The organism is Pseudomaricurvus sp. ABR4_320, assembly GCF_056159445.1.
This window is the reverse complement of the sequence record NZ_JBSWVF010000002.1, coordinates 631,893-650,362: the sequence shown is the minus strand read 5'-3', so window position 1 is coordinate 650,362 and position 18,470 is coordinate 631,893. Positions and strand designations below refer to the sequence as shown.

Here is an 18,470-nt window from a genome sequence, read left to right as displayed (position 1 = left end):
GCTATCGGGGCGGGTCAATAGCTCCGCCAATGGAGCTATTGACCCGAAACCAGCCTGCGATCGAGTATCGGTCCTCGCGGGCCGGAAGAACCTCATGGGGAAACTCTTCACTTAAAAAAATCGCAATTGTCCCCATTCTCGGCGCCACTCGAACGCCATCTTGATCCGCATCATTTTGGTAAAGCACCAACTCACCGCCATCAGCATCCTGCCATACAGGATTGAGATAAGTTACCAGCGACAGCACTCGATTGGTTGAGCCTCGAAAGGCATCAACATGGCGACGATAGAAATCTCCGGGACCATAGTGTGCAAAATGACTCTCAAAGGAGAACAATCCCAGGAACAATTGGCGATTTAAATGGGTCTTTAATTCAGAGGTCCATTCCAGCCAGCGTTGACCGACATCGGACGATCCGTTGATCCAACAAATTTCATCCGAACGCACCCGCTCTGCTCGCTGAAAATCCTGACCACGACCAATGCCCGCTGGCTGATACTGCTGCCCATGCAGGTGACGTTGATACCAATAGAGATCTGTCGCCAATTCGATCGGCAAGGCATCCGGTCGAATTGAGAAACCCTGCTGGCGAATATCTGCTGCGATGTTATCAAACAGGCAGGAGCGGTCATCGCCGCTCGAAAGAGGAGCAACAAGAGAGGATTGATTCATAGGGAAGAAGGCCAGGCCGCAAGGCGCAGAGGAAACGCGGTAAAATCCTGACCGCACGGAACGCTACCGACCTGAAGCGGACGCGAATCTTAATGACAAAGGAGTGAAAAAACCAATGGTATTTGTCAGCACAAGGACGAAAAATGAATTATCTCCCTCCTCGCCCCAAAACGATCAAAATTCAACCAACAACATCATGCAACAACGAGACGCACTCACTTGATTTCCGTGAAAGCCGAAATATTTGTGCTATTTTTTCTAGAATCTATATTAAAACCGCTCTCCATCTGGCACCACGATAGGACACAGACCACATCACAAACCATGGTTTACTCGCGACCGCTTCCTTTATTGCAACCTGTTACCAAATCGCCATAATGCTCCCCCTCTGTTCGCCTTGAAACCAATTTTGTGACATCACCGAAACCTCCAAAGGACAACCCGGCAGCAGCGACAACCGATGTCGCGCCAGATACTCTGACAACGGCACCCGCCAGAGCAGCGCAGGGTCCCCTGCATGTTTCACGACTGATACAACTCCTGCAACAGCTACACCTGTCGGACAAACCCGTGGCCACGCACAATGTGGCGGAAAAGCTGGGCGGACTGATCGACCTTTCTCTCTCGGTGAGTCTCGCGGATACCTTGCGCAGCCTGGAGCGCATCCCCGGTGGAGACTCTCCTGACGAGGCGCGACTTTTACGCCAGCAACTTTTGGAAGAGCGCGGCAAGTGGCTGCAACAGATGGTGCGCGCTTGCGACCCGGCGAACGACAGCATTTCGGCTACCTTACCGCGACTGGCGCCGGATCACGCCTCCCGGATGGACGAAATCGCCCAGACCTATGCGCGCTTCTACTCGTTACAGCAGAGCGAAATGGACTACCGCATCATGGGCTTCCAGCGGCGAGTTCGCCAGGTGCTTACCGATGCGTCACCGGCCATGGCACAACTTGCCACACTCGATAAAGCCCTGTTCAGCATACTCGCTCAACAGACGCGAAAAGCCTTCGCGACTCTACCGCCTTTGATCGGTCGTCACCTGCTCTGGCATTACCAGCAGCAACCGACATCTACCGACGATGATCCCGACGTACCACGCTGGTTTCGCGCCCTGCTGCGGGACTTGCAGGAAATACTGCTGGCGGAACTCGACATTCGACTACAACCCGTCATCGGCCTGATCGAGGCCTGTGAAGCGGACATAGGATATTGACCAATGACTAAAAAACTTTCCTGGATGAGCTTTGGCCTGGGCGCCTGCATCGTGCTGTGGATGGGGTACTCATTTGCCACGAACAGCCTGCTGGCACTGTTGGTGACTGCCGCTATAGCTGGTGTCTACAGTCTGGGATTCTCCGAACTTATGCGTTACCAGGGGGGCAGCCGCCAACTGCAGGATATTCTCAGTAACACCCACGCCCCGGTGCCCGACCTGAATACCTGGCTTTTGAAAGTACCCGCCAGTCTGCAGCTGCCCGTCAACCAGCGCATCCGCCAGGGGCAGGCAGTCATTCCAACACCGGTTCTGTCACCCTATCTGATTGGTCTGCTCGTTATGCTGGGGCTGATCGGTACGTTTATCGGAATGGTCAGCACACTGAAAGGCGCGGTTATCGCCCTTGAAAGTAACACCGAACTGGAAGCCATACGGTCAGGTTTAGCCGCGCCAATGCAGGGGTTGAGCATGGCGTTTGGCACCTCAGTTGCCGGCGTCAGTGCCTCTGCCGCACTGGGTTTAATTGCCACGCTTAGTCGGCGCGAACGACTCGGTGTCTGGCGCCAACTCGAAGCCTCAATCCCCTATAACTTTGCCAATTATTCCCCCGCCGAAAAGCGCCAGCAGACATTCGACCTGTTAAATCAACAGGGTCAGCACTGGCCACAGCTGGTCGAACGCATGGATCGTCTGGCGGAGCGACTGGAAACCATGGGCACGCAAGTCGGCAAATCGCTGGAAGACCAACAGAACCAATCTCTGCAGGCAACCGCAACCGTCGTGACCGATATGGTTGCCGCCGTCCAGACACGCCTGACCGGAGAACTCGGCGATACCGCGCGCCAAATGACGGAGGCCGTCGAACCCGTCGTCAGCAGGCTGCTCAACGAAGGACAGCAACAACTGGCGGCCGCTCACCGAGAATGGCAGGCAAGCAGCAGCGCTCAGCTGGAACAGCAGCTGGCAAGCATGCAGGCGACAACCTCTGCCATACAAAAGGAATGGCAGGAATCCGGACAACATTTCCGCGACTGGCAGAGCCAACAGGCGGACACCCAAGGCGCCACCCTGCAAGCTTTGCAGGAGCGCTTAACCAGCGCCCATCAAGCCTGGCAAACGTCTAGCAACGAGCAGCAAGAGCGCCAGCTGGAGGTACTGAATACCACCACGAAAGCCCTGCAGGATGCCTGGCAGCAGGCTGGCACAAGCTATCGTGAGCTGCAGGACAGCATCGCTCAAAATACGGAAGCCAGCCTCGCCTCGCTGAACGAACAGCTAACAGAGGCTCATCAACAGTGGCAGGACAGCAGTCACCTGCAAATGGAACGTCAACTGGAAGCGTTACAATCGGCCAGCAACGCACTGCAATATGAATGGCAGGAAGCGGGTCAGGGCTACCGAGAAATGCAAAATGCCTTGGCGAGCCATCAAGACAGCTGGCTGGTGTCTCTGCAGTCTGAACTGAGTGACCACCTCAACCAACTGCATCACGGAATTGACGAACGCCTGGATGAATGGCTCGGCAAACAAGCCACCGTCGACGAGGAACGACTGAGCCAAATCAACACGCTGGGCGAACAGAATCTCAAACAATCGCTGCACGCTCTGGAAGGCTTCAGTGCGAGTCTCAATGAACGCCAAGATCAGCAACTGCAAGCCATCGAACGCATCGTTACCGGTGGAGAGACCCTTCTGGAGGCACGCAAAGCCCTGGAAGCCCGCAGCCTGGAAACTCAGCAAGAAGCCGTGCAAACGTTTATCGCCACCGCTCGAGAAGAGTTGGTACAGCTGCGAGAGGCGGAAATCCGTCGCGGCGATGCCACCGTCAATGCCATGACCGACCTTCAAGAAGCCATGAAAACTCAGCTGGTCGAGCTTACTCAAGCCCTGCAAACACCGCTGTCGGAATTGCTGGCCACCGCGTCGGAATCGCCCAAAGCTGCCGCTGAGGTCCTGTCGCAATTGCGGGAAGAAATGAGCGCCTCACTGGAAAAAGACAACCAGATGCTGCAAGAGCGTCAGAAAATCATGTCACAACTGGATACACTGGCCACCTCTCTCGCAGAATCAACCCAATCTCAGCGAGACGCCATCGCGGCAATGGCAACCGATTCCGGCAGAGTGCTGGCAGAAGTGACTGAGAAATTCCAGGCCAGCGTCGATGCCGACATCGATCGCTTGGCGGCCGGAATGGAGTCTGCCGCAGCCAGCAGCATCGAAATGGCGTCACTGGCAGAAACCTTCCGCGAATCCGTGCAGACCTACCAGGAAGCCAACACACACCTGTTCGAACACTTTGCCGGGTTAGAAGCTCAGATTCAGGGTATGAATACTCGCAGCGATGAACAAATGGCCTATTATGTTGCCCAGGCGCGCGAGATCATCGACCACAGCTTGTCGTCACAACAGGAAATGATTGCCCAGTTGCGCAAGCTCGGTAGTGAATCGGTCAGCGCGAGCTAGGAGGAACCCTCATGTCGACCAATCCGTTTGATGACGAACAGGTACAAAGCCTGCCCATATGGCCGGTGTTTGGCGACCTTATGTCTGGCCTGGTGGGGGTTTTTGTTATCCTGCTGGTTTGGGTGCTTGGCTTTCAATTAGAGCTCGCTCAGTCCTTGCAGCTGGAAACCACCAAACGCGAACAGGAGCACGCCCGTCGAGTTACCCTGGAACAGGCCCTTGAAGGCCCGCTGGCGAGCGGCCGTATTACCTTTGAAGACGGCCGCATCGGCATCAGTGGCAGCCTGCTGTTCGATACCAACTCCGCAGAATTGCAGGAGGATGGTCGCAAGCTGTTACAGTCTTTGGTCGAGCCGTTAAAGGTTTATCTGGACCAGGAAAATCAATTGTTGATGGTCAGCGGGTTTACCGACGACCAGCCCATTCACGAAGGCAGCTGGCGCTTTCGAGATAACTGGGAGCTCTCTGCCGAGCGTGCACTGACCGTGACCCGCGTGATGATCGAAGATGGCATGCCCGCAGATATCGTCTTTGCCGCAGCTTTCGGCGATCAGCAACCGGTCGCCAGCAATCACATTGAAGCGGGGCGCGCTCGCAACCGACGAGTGGAAATTGCTCCTGTGCCACGTGCGGCCGCCACAGATCAGGAAAGCGTCAAACAAGCCACCAGCGCCGAAGAAAACGGAGCGACAGAGTGAGTCAGCCCTCTTCCGAGTTCGAAGACAATGCGCGAGATCAGCAGCTGACTGTCTTGAATCGGCGCCTGGAATCCTTGGAATCCACACCACCTTCGTCAGCCCTAGTCACAACCAAGCTGCATCATGCGCGACGGTTATTGGAACGCGCCACGGAAAGCAACGATGGCATTTGTCGGCATTTAATTCCGAAAATCGAGCAGATTCTGACGCAACTGGAAACGCCAGCATCACCTCCGACTGAGTCTAAAGACCGCGATAGCATTCAACACATGGCGGCACAATTGCTACGGCAGCTAACCCAGGATCTCACCGCGCCGCACTTACATGAGTTGCCCGCAGACAATGCGCAGGCCTTAGACGACGAGCTACTGGCACTGGAAGAGGCGGCGCGCGAAAAACAACAGCTGGCTGCGCCCGAGGAAAATGTTAGCGACAGCCCTCTGCCACGACTTAAATCCATTCGTCGCTATCGGCAGCTTGCCGCACAGCAGAAAACCGCATCCATGGTCAACCGGGCGATACTCACCCGCCCGGAAAATCCTGGCCCTCTCAATCCACACATGCTGGCTATCCGCTCCCTGACCAACATGCGTGATTTATCCCCGGCCTACCTCAACCGATTTGTCAGTTACATCGAAACCGTTCTCTGGCTTGAGGAACACATTGTGCCAAAGACCGACGCGAAAGATGCCGGGAAAAAAGGCCGTAAGAAAACCTAATCGACGCGTTTTATTCACTACATACGATAGCTCAATCCCAAGAAGAACTGACGCCCAGTATTCTGCTCCAGAATCATACGTTGCGACACGGGATCCATATACTCCTGAATCGGTTCGTCGGTAATATTGATGCCTTCCAGCGATACCTTAAACCTGTCGTTGATTTGGTAAGACGCCGAAAAATCCCAAAACGTTGTCGCGTCGGTTAAACGCCACAATTCCGAAGAGGAATCGCTGAGACTGGTGTAGAACTCACCGCGATAAGCCGCCGAAACCCGAGCACTGAACAGGTCATTCTCCCAATACAAGGTCAAATTTCCAGACTCATCTGACTGACCGGTCAACGGCCCCGTGCGCCCTTCCCCATAAGTCACCTCGGAATCCACCCAGGTCATGTTCGCCAAGACACCGAAATTCCTGACCCAATCCGGTCCCGGCAAAAACGTTAGCGGTTGCTGGTACTGAAACTCCACACCATCGAGCGTTCCTCCTTCACCATTGACGGTCGTACGAACTTCAAAATCCTGATTCATCAGGTCGTCTCGCTGGGCGCCCAAAAGAGAATCCGGCAGTCCGGTATCCTGCCAATTTATCGTGATCGTGTCAGATGTCGGGAAGGATTTAATATCCTTTTCAAAGTATGCAATGGAAACCAGTGCACCTTCATCGAAATACCATTCCAACGAGAGATCCAGCGCATCGGCGCGAAAAGGCTCTATAAATGGATTCCCATAATTGATATATGGCACACCGTAAATCGCCACAGCACCACCGGGGCTGAGTGTGGTTAAATCCGGTCTCGACATGACTTTCGCCCAGCTGCTGCGCAACACCAATTCATCGGTAATTTCATAGGCGAGATTGATGGAAGGTAAGGTATCGTCATAATTATTGGTGACCGTCACTTCATCTTCATCATTCACAATACCGGTAGAAGTGAGATCGGTTTCGACATAGCGTACACCGAGATTACCGCGCAAAATTCTACCGGCGATGGGTGTGGCAAAATCCAACTGCACGAAATACCCGGTGCTTTCCTCAGTGACTTCACGGTTATCGCTGGCTCGGGGCGCATAGGGCCAACAGCCGCTGTTAACAAAATCACTGATACGATCGCCACTTGGTAGAAAAAACTCCTGCCCGCCGTTACTGGTCACCGAGCCATCCGCTGCGGTTACCGCATAGCTGATGCCACAGGCATTACCGTCCACCGCACCATCGTTACCGTCGACCGCTTCAAAGCTGGCATCAGCACGCGCTCCGAAAATTTCATAACCGTATTCTTTGTAACTTGCGCCGCCTTTCAACACCAGGTCTTCCGTCCAGCGATATTCCAAATCAACGCGGGCGTTGTCACTGGTCGAAGATGCATCCCAAATCCTATCCCGGTATTCAGACATCTCCCAATTCGCCGGATTGGTCGTATCAAAACTGTACGCGAGGGATGGATGATACTTGTTGCCAAAATCGTAATAGAGCGTTGAGTCAGCATCCGGATAATTGGCCAGCTTGCGCGTATCGTTCGCACCAAAGTGCTCATAAATAATCGTTACTTCGCGATTATCCAACTCCGATTCAGATCGACCCACGAGTAATTTTCCCGTCAGCTTATCTGTGAAATCATGGGTCACATCCAGACTTATCTGCATAAAGTCGGACTCCCAATCGGCGACGAAATATTCAGAACGCACGTCGACATCTTCAACCGTTGCCGCCGTCATCGTACCGTAGTTATCGAGCTCATATGCGGCAATATTTTGCTCTGGCAAACCTGTAGGCCCAGTAAACGCCAGGGAGATTGCTTCCATATAGGGTTCATAACGTGTGGCATCGATATTGGCGTACAGAGCGTCGACGCTGATCTCGGTTGAATCCGCCGGCATCCACTGCAGCGAGGCGGTATACCCCATGCGATCCTGTTCGTGAGTCTTATCTGAGTAACGAGGAAAACGTGGATACCAGGCATCGTTAACGCGACTAAACTCATCGTCAGTTGAGCAGGCCGAGCATTCCCCCCAGTCACCATCGTTACTCCAACGGCCGGATTCACCGCCAGTATTATTGATGACACGCTGGGATAAGCTTGCGGAAAACAGCGCCCCAAGCGTGCCGGAATCATTTTGCCAACTGGCCAATCCGGACAGGCGCGGTTTGTATTCCTCAGAAGCGTCGTTGTAGGTTTCCTGCACATTCAGGGCGACGACATTCTCACTGTAATCGAAGGGTTTCGCCGTACGTAACTCCACCGTGGCGCCCAGCGATCCCTCCTCCAGCTCAGCAGACGTGGTTTTATACACGCTCAGTTGATTGAACAATTCAGATGCGAAGACATTAAAATCAAAGCCGCGACTGGTACGGACGCCCCCAGTACCAGCCGACAGAGACTGTGCCTGCATGCCATTAAGCTGCACGCGTGTAAACGTCGAATTCAACCCGCGGACGGTAATTTCCCGCCCCTCTCCAGCCTCTCGAGTAATCGTCACACCGGGGAGTCGCTGCAAAGCTTCTGCAAGGTTCTGATCTGGAAAATCAGCAATGTCTTCCGCGAGAATGGTATCAACGGAGCCAGCCGACGATTGTTTGAGCATAAGAGACTTGGTGAGGCTATCGACATAGCCAGAAGCGCGAACCTCAATCTCTTCCATGTAGGGTGGTTGCTCAGGCGGTTGCTCGGGCGCTTCGCCGTCAGACTGAGCAAACGCTGGCGATATGGTGCCCGCATTAATGGCGGCAATAGCAAAAACGAGTGGTGTCGCCCTGAATAGGGTCGCGCCGAAGGGCGTCGGTTTGAAAGGTAGGATATACATCGATTCCGGATCCATCTGGACAGTGAAGTTTATTGCGTGACTTACGATATCACCGCAAGCGCGCGCAATAAGCGAACGCCTCCCACACCGCTGGTACAATCCCGTCTGTACATTCTGCGCGGTGCAGATGTAAACAGCTTTATTATTTTAGCCGACCTCATTACAGGCGAAATCACTCTACGCCAATCTGCCACCGGTGGCAACCCGTGACCTAACGAACGCTTTAATAACATATCAGCAGGCTGCTATTGAAACAGCAGCCTGCCATTTAAAAAGAGATAGGGTCTGAGGGCGCAGCCCCTTACGGGCAAGAACCGTGTTCGACGCAAGCGTCCTGGCGTATATATGCATTGATTTCACTGGCGGTCAGGCGGGAATCCCAACGGCCTTTGGACTGCTGAGACAATAACGCCAACCAACTTACAGAGGACTTAGTGAAGCCTTCCCCGTCAAAGTAACCTTCCAGTGACCTTGCGTGAGGGGCCTTTCGTGACGGAATTTGCTGTACCGAACCGGCCAACTTATCCTGCCACTGTGACAGGGAAATGGCGTCTTCTCCCAGCTGAAACCAACGAGAAGTCCGGGCACCGCTGGCGGCATAATTGCCTTTCATGGTCAGCCCGTTCAGACGAGGGGTCGATAACACCCCTGATTCGGATTCATCAAATTCCAACCAGTTCGATGAAAAATTCACCTGACTTTGGTCGCCCTCCAACTCGACACGAACCAAGTACTTCCCGCTTCGTCCACCACCTATGGATCTGAAATGATTGTTTAAAACACTCGTCTGTGACACATATCCCGACACTTTAAGGGCGTAGACATTCTTCACTTGTGATTGATCACCCAGCGCCTCCATCAAGTTACCGCTGAAACGGCCACCGCGCCAGTCGATAATATCCATACCGATGGCAAGATCCCGATTTGTTGGACGAGCCTCTCCCAACTGTAAAAAGACATTATTGAGAACACGAATATTCTCAAAGCGAGGACCATCATTGAAATCTTTGTTCCCCCCAATGGACACACCAACTTCACCTTGAAAATAAAGATTATCTTCGAGCAACAGATGAGAGGTTTCTATGGTGTTGGTTCCCGTGCGGGGGTTCGCCGTAAATTTACTGCCGATGCTCGACGCCCGCGTAAAAAGATTTCCGCGCAGGACCACATGATTGACATCAGCCATGTAGGTGTTGTGATTAAATATGGTCGCCTGCCCCGCCTCTTTAGACTGACCATGACCGCGACTCTGCTGATACCAGCCATTGTGATCAAACCAGTTTTCTTCCAGTTTCAAAGAAGCATAACGAGAAAATAGCCCCTGTGAATGGTTATCTTCACTATAGGCGTTGCGAAACTGATTACGCCGCAGAACAACGTCGTAGGTGGTTCCCCGCTGTTTGCCTTGAATAACCGCACCGGAGTTGTAAAACAAAAACTGGCAATCTTCGATCAGTATATCGTGATTTTCTGAGTCGCCCGCTTCGGCCCATCCAGATAACCCAGGCTTACCCTTTGTCTTACCAAAACCAATAAACGCTTTGCTGTTTGGATCTCTTTTATAAGCATAAAATGAGATACCACTCACCACTGAAAAATTGCCGGAACCTTTATTGAACGACAGTCCACTGCTGTTGAGATCGGAAAAGATCTGAGGTCGCTGTTGTCCATGCCCATAGCTGGCGATGATCGACCTCGCTTGAGCCGATTGCCCCCGGCGTGGCTTAATGACGCCAGGATGACGCCAGACATCGCCCTTGCGTAGAAGAATCCAATCTGGATAACCATCACGAGCCTGCGCCAAGGCGGCAGCAATGGTTTTAAACGCGTGAATCTCCCCTACTGGCTGAAAGACATTCTCGCCAATGTCATCGTCACTTCTCGCATAGGCTTTGCCATGACGGTCGTTGCCCGTGGATTCTGAGACGTAGATAATCCGTGAATTCTCCTCCGGCGCCAACAGCGTCCAGCCCTGCTCGTCCGTGGGTAATTCGCCGAAATCCTCTTCCCAAGACGCCTCAACAGCCTGCGTCGCTGCAGATAGGGTCAGAAAAATAAAACACGATACCCGCAGAAAATTTGACCCGATAAAGATCATGCCACCCCCAGACAGACAAATAGGGGGTTATTTTAACGGAAAATGTCAGCGGGTTTCTGATTTAAGGTCGCCAGCTACTCCACATCCGGCGCCACACCCATGGCTCGAAAGACATCGACTGTTGAAGATAATTGCGAGGTTCTGGCCTGCAGCATATTATCGCGCGCACTAAACCAGCTGCGCTGAGCATCCAGAAGATTGATAAAGTCCGTATCGCCAGATTCGTAACGCAATCGCGCCAGCTCGTAAAGTTGGTAGCTGTTATCCAGTTCCCGCTCTCTGGCACCCAAAAGATCAACCTGATAAGAAAGCTCAGAGAGCGTTTCTAAGGTATCCTGCATGGCAATCATTACCACCTGACGATAATTTAATTGAGCAATCGACAGATCACTGTCGGCGGCGGCAATTTCATTACGTATTCGCCCCCCATCAAAAATGGGCGCTGCCAGGGATCCAACCAGACTGCCGACCCAGTCACTGCCACCGTTAAGAACATCGTCCACGCTCAAACCAGCACTGAGATTGAGCGTTGGCCAACGTTTCTTTTTTTCTTGATAGAGAGAGGCTTCTGTGACTCTCAGAGTGGTTTCTGCCAGCAGGATGTCCGGCCGAAACTCCAATAATGCCGCCGGCTGTACAAGACTCACGTGCGGGAGAGTCAGATCGGAAAAGCCCATGGATACATCCGCTAATTGAAGGCTATCGCGTCCCAGAATAACGGCCAGCGCTCGCTTTGCTGTTACGAGAGAGCGCTGAATCGCCAAGAGCGATGTCTGATTGGACAGATAAGTGTTCTTTTGTTGAAACAACTCAATGCCCGAGGCACTGCCCTGTTCAAACTGCAATTGAATCAAATCCAGCAGGTCTTTACTCGCCTTTAAATTCTGCTCAGCGATATCCATTCTTTCCTGCAGCGCCAGCACGGTAAAATAGCCTTGAGCCAATCCCGCCTGGAGTTGCAAACGCAGACTTTGCAGCTCCTGTTGCGCGGCCACCACTTGCATTTGCGCATTGTAATTGGCGGCACTGCGACTCCCCCAAAGATCAACTTCATAGCCTGCACTGAATGACAGCGAGCTGCCATCATCTGTATCTGAGGTGTCGAAATCATGGCTGCTACGCTGGGACAGGGAACCATCAAGTGTTGGCCAGTTGTCCGCCCGCTGCTGCCCCAACAGAGCCTTTGCTTGGCGAACCTGCTCCCTGGCCGCTGCGAGATCCAGACTGCGCGCGTTTAATTCATCGAATAACCGGTTTAATTCATCGGATTCGTAACGTCGCCACCACTCCTCGGTAGGCGCATCCACCTGTTCAACAGCCGCGTCACCCGTTGCCGGATAGCCTGCCAAGGTGACCTCTGGGTTTTCAATACTCGGTTGATAGGCACAGCCTGACAGTGCGGCGAGCAACGGCCACATACAGAGACCTAACCGCCCTAAATCCTTGTCTACATTTTTCAAAATTGGCACGTCTATTCCTCCGCCAGCGCCGTAATCGGGTTCAATTGGGACGCTTTGCGCGCCGGGGTATATCCGAAGATCCAACCCACGACAAGTGACGTTCCGAACGCCAGCAACGATGGGAATAGCGTTAACGAAACAGCGATATTAAAGGCGCCAAGAATGAGCGACACAACCACCCCCAATCCAACACCAATAACGCCGCCTAACAGACAGACCAAGAGCGCCTCGATATTAAACTGCCGCAAAATATCGCCGGGCTTGGCACCGGTCGCAATACGCAATCCAATCTCTCTCCGCCGCTCCGAGACATTCACCAACATGATGTTCATCACACCGATACCGCCCACCAGTAGGGAAATGGCAGCCACCGCGGCCAACAACCACGTCAACGTATCCTGGGTTTCGGTAACCGCCTCAACCAGAGAGGCGGTATTGCGGACACGGAAATCCACCTGGCCATGCCGTTCGTTCAGCAGCTCTGTTACAGCAGCCTCCACCGTATCCAACTGTCCTGTGTCGCCGACCTGGATGGTTATGCTCGACAAATAGCGACTGCCGAAGAATTTCAGTTGCGCCGTACTCATGGGAACGAAAACTTCATCGTCCATATCCCGACCACCGGCGTCCGCACCTTTAGCTTTCAGCACACCGATGACCTGATAAGGCGTGCTGTTCATCAATACTTCTCGACCAATCGGATTGGGCGTATGGGGAAAAAGCTCCTGAGCGACCGTTGATCCCAATACCATCACCGATGCATAGGTGTCGATGTCTTCCTCGTTAATGAGTACACCCAGCGCCAGAGTCCAATTCTTAATCGGGAAGTAGGCTGGCGTTACCCCGCGAACCCGGCCACTGTAGTCATAGGCGCCACTGCGTAAGGTTGACCGCGACTCTCGCTCGGGTGCCACTCCCGTAATACCTGGCAAGGTTTCGATCTCTTCGGCATCCTCCATGTTTAAAGTCGCAATATCACCGGACGATCGAATATTACGCCCCCCGGTTTGCACCTGTAGCAGGTTTGTTCCCATGGAGGAAATACGATCCAACACCTGTTGTTTACCGCCATCGCCGATAGCCATCATGGTCACGACGGAGGCAACCCCAATAATAATACCGAGCAATGTTAATAGGGTTCGAAACAAATTCGCTCGCAGGGCTGCGAGCGCCAACATCAATGACACCGCGAGCCCAATTCGGGGAAAGGTGGCCAAAGGCGAAACAGACGAGGGACTCCCCTTTACATCAGCAACAGCGGCATCGACGGGCTGACGCGCTTGCGCACTGTCGTCGGTAATTTCGCCGTCACGCATGGTCACCACCCTGTCAGCGTGAGCTGCGACTTTGGCGTCGTGGGTAATCAGGATAATGGTCGCACCATTGTTGCGGTGTAACTCCTGAAGCAACGTCAACACCTGCTCACCGCTGGCCGAGTCGAGCGCACCCGTCGGCTCATCCGCAAGAATCACTTCAGCGCCGTTGATCAACGCCCGCGCAATGGAAACCCTCTGTTGCTGACCACCGGATAACTCTGCTGGCCGATGATGCGCACGATCAGCCATACCCAGTTGATCCAACAAATCATCCGCTCGCTGCTCGCGCTGTGCCACGGTTAAGCCGCGATAGATCGCCGGCATCAGTACGTTTTCACGCGCGGTATGATTCGCCAGCAATTGATAGCGCTGAAAAACAAAACCAAACGTCTGCAGCCGCAATGCCGAAAGCTGATCTTTATTCAATCCACTGACATCGTGCCCCGCCACTCGATAGTGACCCGCTGTCGGCTTATCCAGACATCCGAGAATGTTCATCAGGGTTGATTTGCCAGACCCAGACTGCCCCATGATGGCGACAAACTCGCCTTGACGAATGGTTAAAGAAACCTCGTGCAGCGCACGAACTTCGTTGTAGCCGTTGTAAAAATAACGGCAGACGTTTTCCAGCTGCAACAGCGGAATATCCTTTACATCCAGTCTTCCACTCATGATTTAGCCCCCGTCAAAAACGGCGACCTGGGCCACCACCCGGCGGTCCCGGTGGCCCCCCAAGCGTTTTAGCGGCTTCCTGTCGATCACCAGAGGCTGCCGCAATTCGCTCACCAACCACTACTTCATCACCCTCACTGAGGCCAGACACCACTTCAACATGGGTTCTGTTGCGAACCCCCAGTTGCACAGGCACCATCTCAATACCAGAGACAGTTTCTCGTGCGACTTGCGAACGCCGCCCGCGGCCTTGTACCGCTCCCAGGGGAATGGTCAGAGCATCGTGAGCACTTCCAAGCACGAAATAAACCTGGGTTGTCATGGCATCCATCAATTGACCATCGGTATTCTCAACATCGATCAACGCCTGATAGAGAACAACATCATTGACCACTGATGGCGTTGGCAGTACCTGACGAACGGTGGAATACCAGCGTCGCTCACCACCGCCAAAGGTTTTAAAATAAACCTCCATCGATTTGTGCAGACGCGTCACATCGGCTTCAGAGACGTTGGCGCGCAGAGTGAGCGTATTGAGATCGGCAATCTCCATCAACAGCGGCGCCGATTGCTTATCGTTAAGTGTTTGCCCTTCGCGAACGGATAAGCTGACGACAGTGCCGCCAATGGGTGCATAGATTTTTGCGTACCCCAAGGTGGCCTTATCGCCGGCGAGAGAAGCAGAATCTGCCCGAATCTGCGCTTCCATACCGTTGATCTGAGCCTTGAGAATTTTAACGTTTGCCTGACTTTCTAACAGCGTATCCGCGCTGACGGCATTGCGCGCGTGCAAATTGACGTTACGCTTTGCGCGCAATTCGGCAAGTTCTAATTCCGCTTCCAGTTGTTCCAGATCAGCCCGCTTACCCTCGAGACTCGCCTCGGAGTTTTGTACCTGGGTTTCAAATACCGTTGCGTCAATTTCAACCAACAAGTCCCCAGCGCTTACTTGCTGCCCCTCTTCGACATGGATCTTTTTAATCTGCCCGGAAATTTGAGCGCCAACTTCCACATAACGTTTTGGCTCTAAGGTTCCCGTAGCGCTGATGTAATTTTCAATGTCGCCACGAACAACGGGCTCCAACAAGCGCTCTGGCGTTTTCTGACCAAGATCAAAACGATAGAAGCCAACAAGTAAAAATAAAACAATGACGCAACCGAAGCCAATGACCCAAGACCGTCTGCGTAGGAAAAAACTTCGCGTCTCCATGAGGCTATCCCGCTCTCTAACATAAACTCTTATCAGCGGCGTTCGACGAAGCGATCACGGCTGACACTTAATGACTATCGAGTCAGTTCTGATGAAAACTCTGTTTAGCACACATGCCGTAAAACCATGCCTGTAGGTTCTATGCAGCACTACTGCTGAATACGGTTTGCCACACAAAGTATTCATTGATTCCAACTGATGAGTAAGATGCTATTGAACCAGAGTTGCGCGCAAAGAGTTCCGTAGAAAATCTACCAATTTGTAACAGTTCGTATCCACGCGACGTAAAGTGTATTTTTTTGTCGACAGTTTTCGGCAACGACATCTTTTGGCCAGAGTTATTCACGATAATATTGATTGATTTTCAAGAATGACACCCATAAAAAATGCGGCATAAATGCCGCATTTTATAGATAGCTAACGTAAAAGAATTACGCTGAGACGAATCGCAAGAGCCAACCTCCAGGACAGACGGCCTGCCAAAACCGACGAAAACTGGCGACCGAAAGACTGACCCAGGCGGCGACAAAAAGGCTGCTAATGGTAATGACGCCAAACCAAACGGTTAGTCCGATCTCCATGCCCCATAACTGAGTGCATGGCAAGGTTGATAACCACATTAAAGGCCAAGCGATAGCATGCAAAAGACGCCTTTGAGCGATTGATGATGCCCGCCCCAAACAATCCGAAGAGTGCCTTTTTGTCACCATCGCCAAGTGTGCAAATGCGAAAAAACTGAGTACAAAAGACAATAGAATCATGCTTCCCTCGCCAATCCAGCTGAACCCGACGCCGCTTTTACCGGCGCTTTGCGGTTGACGGGCATGCGACGCTGCAAGTACAGAACGATCGCAAGTAAAATGCTTCCGCACAAAACAGCCATCAGATCAAAGCCAATACGAACCCAATCGCCTTTACTGAGAGAGAACCATAGGCCGGCACTGGACGTCACGCTATCCACAATTGGCAGTGTCAAAAATAAGAAAGACGTTACCCCCAATTGCCATTTCCATCCCGGCCCATGGCGTACGAAAATCGCCGACGCAGCCATGACAGCCCAGACGATAAGAAACACTCGGACTTCCCACAGCTCGCGCTGAATAAGCTCTGCGGGTAACAAGCGATTGGCCCAAAAATAGGTTGCTAACGCACACAATAAACTGGCAGTCGAAGCCAAATTCAGCCCGCTGACCAATTCGTAACCGACCAGACCCGTTTGTTTCTTGGCTCGCTTAGCGGTCCAGAAAAGCAACCCGGTAATGACCATTAACGTTCCACAAACGCCAGCAATAAAATACAGCCAGCGTACCAGCGGGCTGGCAAAACGAGCCTGATGAGCAAGATCGAGGTAAGAATTTACACCCGCGATGGAAAATTCAGACGGCTTGGCGTCAGTCTGCTCCTGCAGATTCCCCTGCGCATCATAGGTTAGGCGAGAGCCCCCACCCCGTCCGGAGCTAAGGCTAAGTCGAGTTGCAGGGCTCATTTCCACCGTCATTGATGGCTGCTGAGGATTGTTTATGGTAAAGCGCGTAATGACTTGACCGTTCTGAGCTTGTAACGATTTGATCATTGCCACGATCGGCGGCAAAGGCACCCGCGTTACCTCTTGCGACACTTCATTTTCATCAGCACGCTCAAAAGCGCTGCGTGGCGATTGTGCTTCACCACTTGCGGGACGTGCGCCACCGAATTCACCTCGGCCGGAACGCGCCTGGTCAGCATTGCCGCGACCTTCACGCCCCCCAGCGGGCGGTTGTTCACCACGTGCGGCGTCAGGCATAGTTTCAGACCTTGCGCCAGGACGCTGCCCACCCTGCTGCGCCATCATCGCCGCCGGGTTTTGTCCTTGTGCGGCACCCGGCGGCGGACCACCATGACCTCGCCCTTCGTTATTCCAAAACACCAGCGTTCCCGCCAATAGGATCAATCCGGAAAACGTAATCATGATATGGAACGGCAACGCAAAAACACCGGTAATGACGTGGGCATCCAGCCAACCCCGTTGCGCCTTACTACGCCGAAACGTAAAAAAGTCGGTAAAAATCTTTTTGTGAATGACGACGGCCGTAACCAGCGCGATCAACATCACCATAGAGACAATGCCGATAATCGCGCGCCCCGTGATCCTCGGCATGCCATAGAGTTCAAAGTGAAATCGGTAGAGAAAGTTGCCACCGGCAGTTTCTCTCGGTGTCAACTCATCACCGGTCGCCGGATCCAGGGTCGCGCCAGGACCACCCCGTTGACGCTCCTGCCCCGGCATGGCCCAGCGGACTTCAGTTACCGGCGAGCGATCAGAGGGCAGCGTGACATCCCAGCGAGCCGCTTGGGGTGCATTGACTTGCAGATAGTCTAGCGCCACCTGTGCTGGATTTTCGGCGGGATGGGCAGCGTGTAATTCTGGCTCCATCCAGTAGGTAATTTCCTGGCGGAAAAATGCCGTCGTACCAGTGACAAAAACAGCCACCAGTAACCAACCGGTCACCAGGCCTCCCCAGGTATGCAGCCAGGTCATGGCATCGCGAAATCCTGCTTTCACTGTGCACCTCCCAAGAGACGGAACGCCGCCCAAATAACTGCCAAAGCGACACCGCATTGAAGCAACGCACGCCGATGGGATTGAATGGCAAACACCCACATGACATAGGCGGTGTAAAACAGGAAAAACATCATATTGATATAGCGGCGGCGATCGTCTTCAACCAGGCCGAGCAAATCTGCCGAGCCCGAGGCGGTCGCCATGGCGAAAAAATACCCCCCAACACCCGCGAGCAAAACCCGCAGTGTGACCCACATAACATCCGGCCAGGTTGGATAGACGCCTTTCGGAATTTTCTTTGTCGCTGCTTTAGATCTCACGTTGAACTCTCCTTAGTGAGCAGACAGCGTCCCGTCGTCAAAACCTATTGTTTATTGACAATCAAGACACATCGACACGCAGTATTGTTTTACTCCGTTGATACAGTAAGCAATAACTCTGACAGGCATCTGACGAGGTTCCCCAACCCAACCTGCGGCCAACAATGATAATCACACTAAAAGCGATTCACTGGGCGACAGCAGACGTCTGTCAGCGCTTACCTCCTAGGCTCCACGCCTGACGAAAACATCACAGTGGCCGATCAATAAAGCA

Annotated in this window: 14 protein-coding genes; 5 read left to right on the top strand and 9 right to left on the bottom strand. The window is 53.1% G+C overall.

The annotated features are described in order from the left end of the window. Window position 1: 1 nt before the first annotated feature. Window positions 2-673: a 2OG-Fe(II) oxygenase gene (locus ACXAFR_RS06000; RefSeq protein WP_475173708.1), complete on the bottom strand. Its 672-nt coding sequence runs from the start codon at window positions 671-673 to the stop codon at window positions 2-4. Window positions 674-1,084: 411 nt separating this feature from the next. Here ACXAFR_RS06000 and ACXAFR_RS05995 point away from each other — a divergent pair, with 411 nt between their 5' ends. Genes ACXAFR_RS05995 through ACXAFR_RS05980 form a run of 4 tightly spaced genes read left to right on the top strand, consistent with a single transcriptional unit; the run spans window position 1,085 to window position 5,771 of the window. Beyond that, window positions 1,085-1,888: a DUF3348 family protein gene (locus tag ACXAFR_RS05995; RefSeq protein WP_475173704.1), complete on the top strand. Its 804-nt coding sequence runs from the start codon at window positions 1,085-1,087 to the stop codon at window positions 1,886-1,888. 3 nt (window positions 1,889-1,891) lie between these two features. Then, a complete protein-coding gene (locus ACXAFR_RS05990; protein ID WP_475173699.1) occupies window positions 1,892-4,354 on the top strand; it encodes a hypothetical protein in 2,463 nt (820 codons plus the stop codon). Window positions 4,355-4,365: 11 nt separating this feature from the next. After that, window positions 4,366-5,052, top strand: coding sequence for an OmpA family protein (locus ACXAFR_RS05985; protein WP_475173694.1), 687 nt, complete (start codon window positions 4,366-4,368; stop codon window positions 5,050-5,052). Beyond that, the gene (locus ACXAFR_RS05980; protein WP_475173688.1) at window positions 5,049-5,771 is read left to right on the top strand and encodes a DUF2894 domain-containing protein; all 723 of its coding nucleotides are present in this window, start codon (window positions 5,049-5,051) and stop codon (window positions 5,769-5,771) included. Before ACXAFR_RS05985 ends, ACXAFR_RS05980 begins: the two co-directional genes overlap by 4 nt. Before the next feature lie 17 nt (window positions 5,772-5,788). Here the strand turns inward: ACXAFR_RS05980 and ACXAFR_RS05975 are convergent, their stop codons facing one another. Further along, complete coding sequence (locus ACXAFR_RS05975; protein ID WP_475173683.1) at window positions 5,789-8,578, bottom strand: TonB-dependent receptor; 2,790 nt, start codon at window positions 8,576-8,578, stop codon at window positions 5,789-5,791. Window positions 8,579-8,614: 36 nt separating this feature from the next. On the opposite strand from ACXAFR_RS05975, the gene ACXAFR_RS05970 reads away from it, so the two are divergent. After that, window positions 8,615-8,788, top strand: coding sequence for a hypothetical protein (locus tag ACXAFR_RS05970; protein WP_475173679.1), 174 nt, complete (start codon window positions 8,615-8,617; stop codon window positions 8,786-8,788). Window positions 8,789-8,879: 91 nt separating this feature from the next. On the opposite strand, the gene ACXAFR_RS05965 is transcribed toward ACXAFR_RS05970, so the two are convergent. The 7 genes from ACXAFR_RS05965 to ACXAFR_RS05935 form a co-directional block, all read right to left on the bottom strand. Further along, entirely contained in the window at window positions 8,880-10,676 is a 1,797-nt protein-coding gene (locus tag ACXAFR_RS05965) for a hypothetical protein (protein ID WP_475173676.1), read from the bottom strand. A gap of 74 nt (window positions 10,677-10,750) precedes the next feature. Beyond that, window positions 10,751-12,145 (bottom strand): efflux transporter outer membrane subunit, encoded by a 1,395-nt coding sequence (locus tag ACXAFR_RS05960; RefSeq protein WP_475173672.1) that lies wholly within the window; start codon window positions 12,143-12,145, stop codon window positions 10,751-10,753. A gap of 2 nt (window positions 12,146-12,147) precedes the next feature. After that, the gene (locus ACXAFR_RS05955) at window positions 12,148-14,124 is read right to left on the bottom strand and encodes a MacB family efflux pump subunit (protein WP_475173666.1); all 1,977 of its coding nucleotides are present in this window, start codon (window positions 14,122-14,124) and stop codon (window positions 12,148-12,150) included. A 13-nt stretch (window positions 14,125-14,137) separates the two neighbouring features. After that, the gene (locus ACXAFR_RS05950; protein WP_475173664.1) at window positions 14,138-15,334 is read right to left on the bottom strand and encodes an efflux RND transporter periplasmic adaptor subunit; all 1,197 of its coding nucleotides are present in this window, start codon (window positions 15,332-15,334) and stop codon (window positions 14,138-14,140) included. A 431-nt stretch (window positions 15,335-15,765) separates the two neighbouring features. After that, window positions 15,766-16,095 carry a DUF3325 domain-containing protein gene (locus tag ACXAFR_RS05945; protein WP_475173659.1) on the bottom strand — a complete coding sequence of 110 codons (330 nt, stop codon included), beginning with the start codon at window positions 16,093-16,095 and terminating at the stop codon, window positions 15,766-15,768. Beyond that, window positions 16,092-17,876: a PepSY-associated TM helix domain-containing protein gene (locus ACXAFR_RS05940; RefSeq protein WP_475173657.1), complete on the bottom strand. Its 1,785-nt coding sequence runs from the start codon at window positions 17,874-17,876 to the stop codon at window positions 16,092-16,094. Before ACXAFR_RS05940 ends, ACXAFR_RS05945 begins: the two co-directional genes overlap by 4 nt. After that, window positions 17,873-18,196: a hypothetical protein gene (locus ACXAFR_RS05935; protein ID WP_475173655.1), complete on the bottom strand. Its 324-nt coding sequence runs from the start codon at window positions 18,194-18,196 to the stop codon at window positions 17,873-17,875. Before ACXAFR_RS05935 ends, ACXAFR_RS05940 begins: the two co-directional genes overlap by 4 nt. Between the last annotated feature and the right edge of the window lie 274 nt (window positions 18,197-18,470).

Bases quoted from the DNA above. Each gene is read 5' to 3' on its own strand.
- ACXAFR_RS06000 (WP_475173708.1), bottom strand. From the start codon at position 673: ATGAATCAATCCTCTCTTGTTGCTCCTCTTTCGAGCGGCGATGACCGC.
- ACXAFR_RS05990 (WP_475173699.1), top strand. From the start codon at position 1,892: ATGACTAAAAAACTTTCCTGGATGAGCTTTGGCCTGGGCGCCTGCATC.
- ACXAFR_RS05985 (WP_475173694.1), top strand. From the start codon at position 4,366: ATGTCGACCAATCCGTTTGATGACGAACAGGTACAAAGCCTGCCCATA.
- ACXAFR_RS05975 (WP_475173683.1), bottom strand. From the start codon at position 8,578: ATGTATATCCTACCTTTCAAACCGACGCCCTTCGGCGCGACCCTATTC.
- ACXAFR_RS05965 (WP_475173676.1), bottom strand. From the start codon at position 10,676: ATGATCTTTATCGGGTCAAATTTTCTGCGGGTATCGTGTTTTATTTTT.
- ACXAFR_RS05955 (WP_475173666.1), bottom strand. From the start codon at position 14,124: ATGAGTGGAAGACTGGATGTAAAGGATATTCCGCTGTTGCAGCTGGAA.
- ACXAFR_RS05950 (WP_475173664.1), bottom strand. From the start codon at position 15,334: ATGGAGACGCGAAGTTTTTTCCTACGCAGACGGTCTTGGGTCATTGGC.
- ACXAFR_RS05945 (WP_475173659.1), bottom strand. From the start codon at position 16,095: ATGATTCTATTGTCTTTTGTACTCAGTTTTTTCGCATTTGCACACTTG.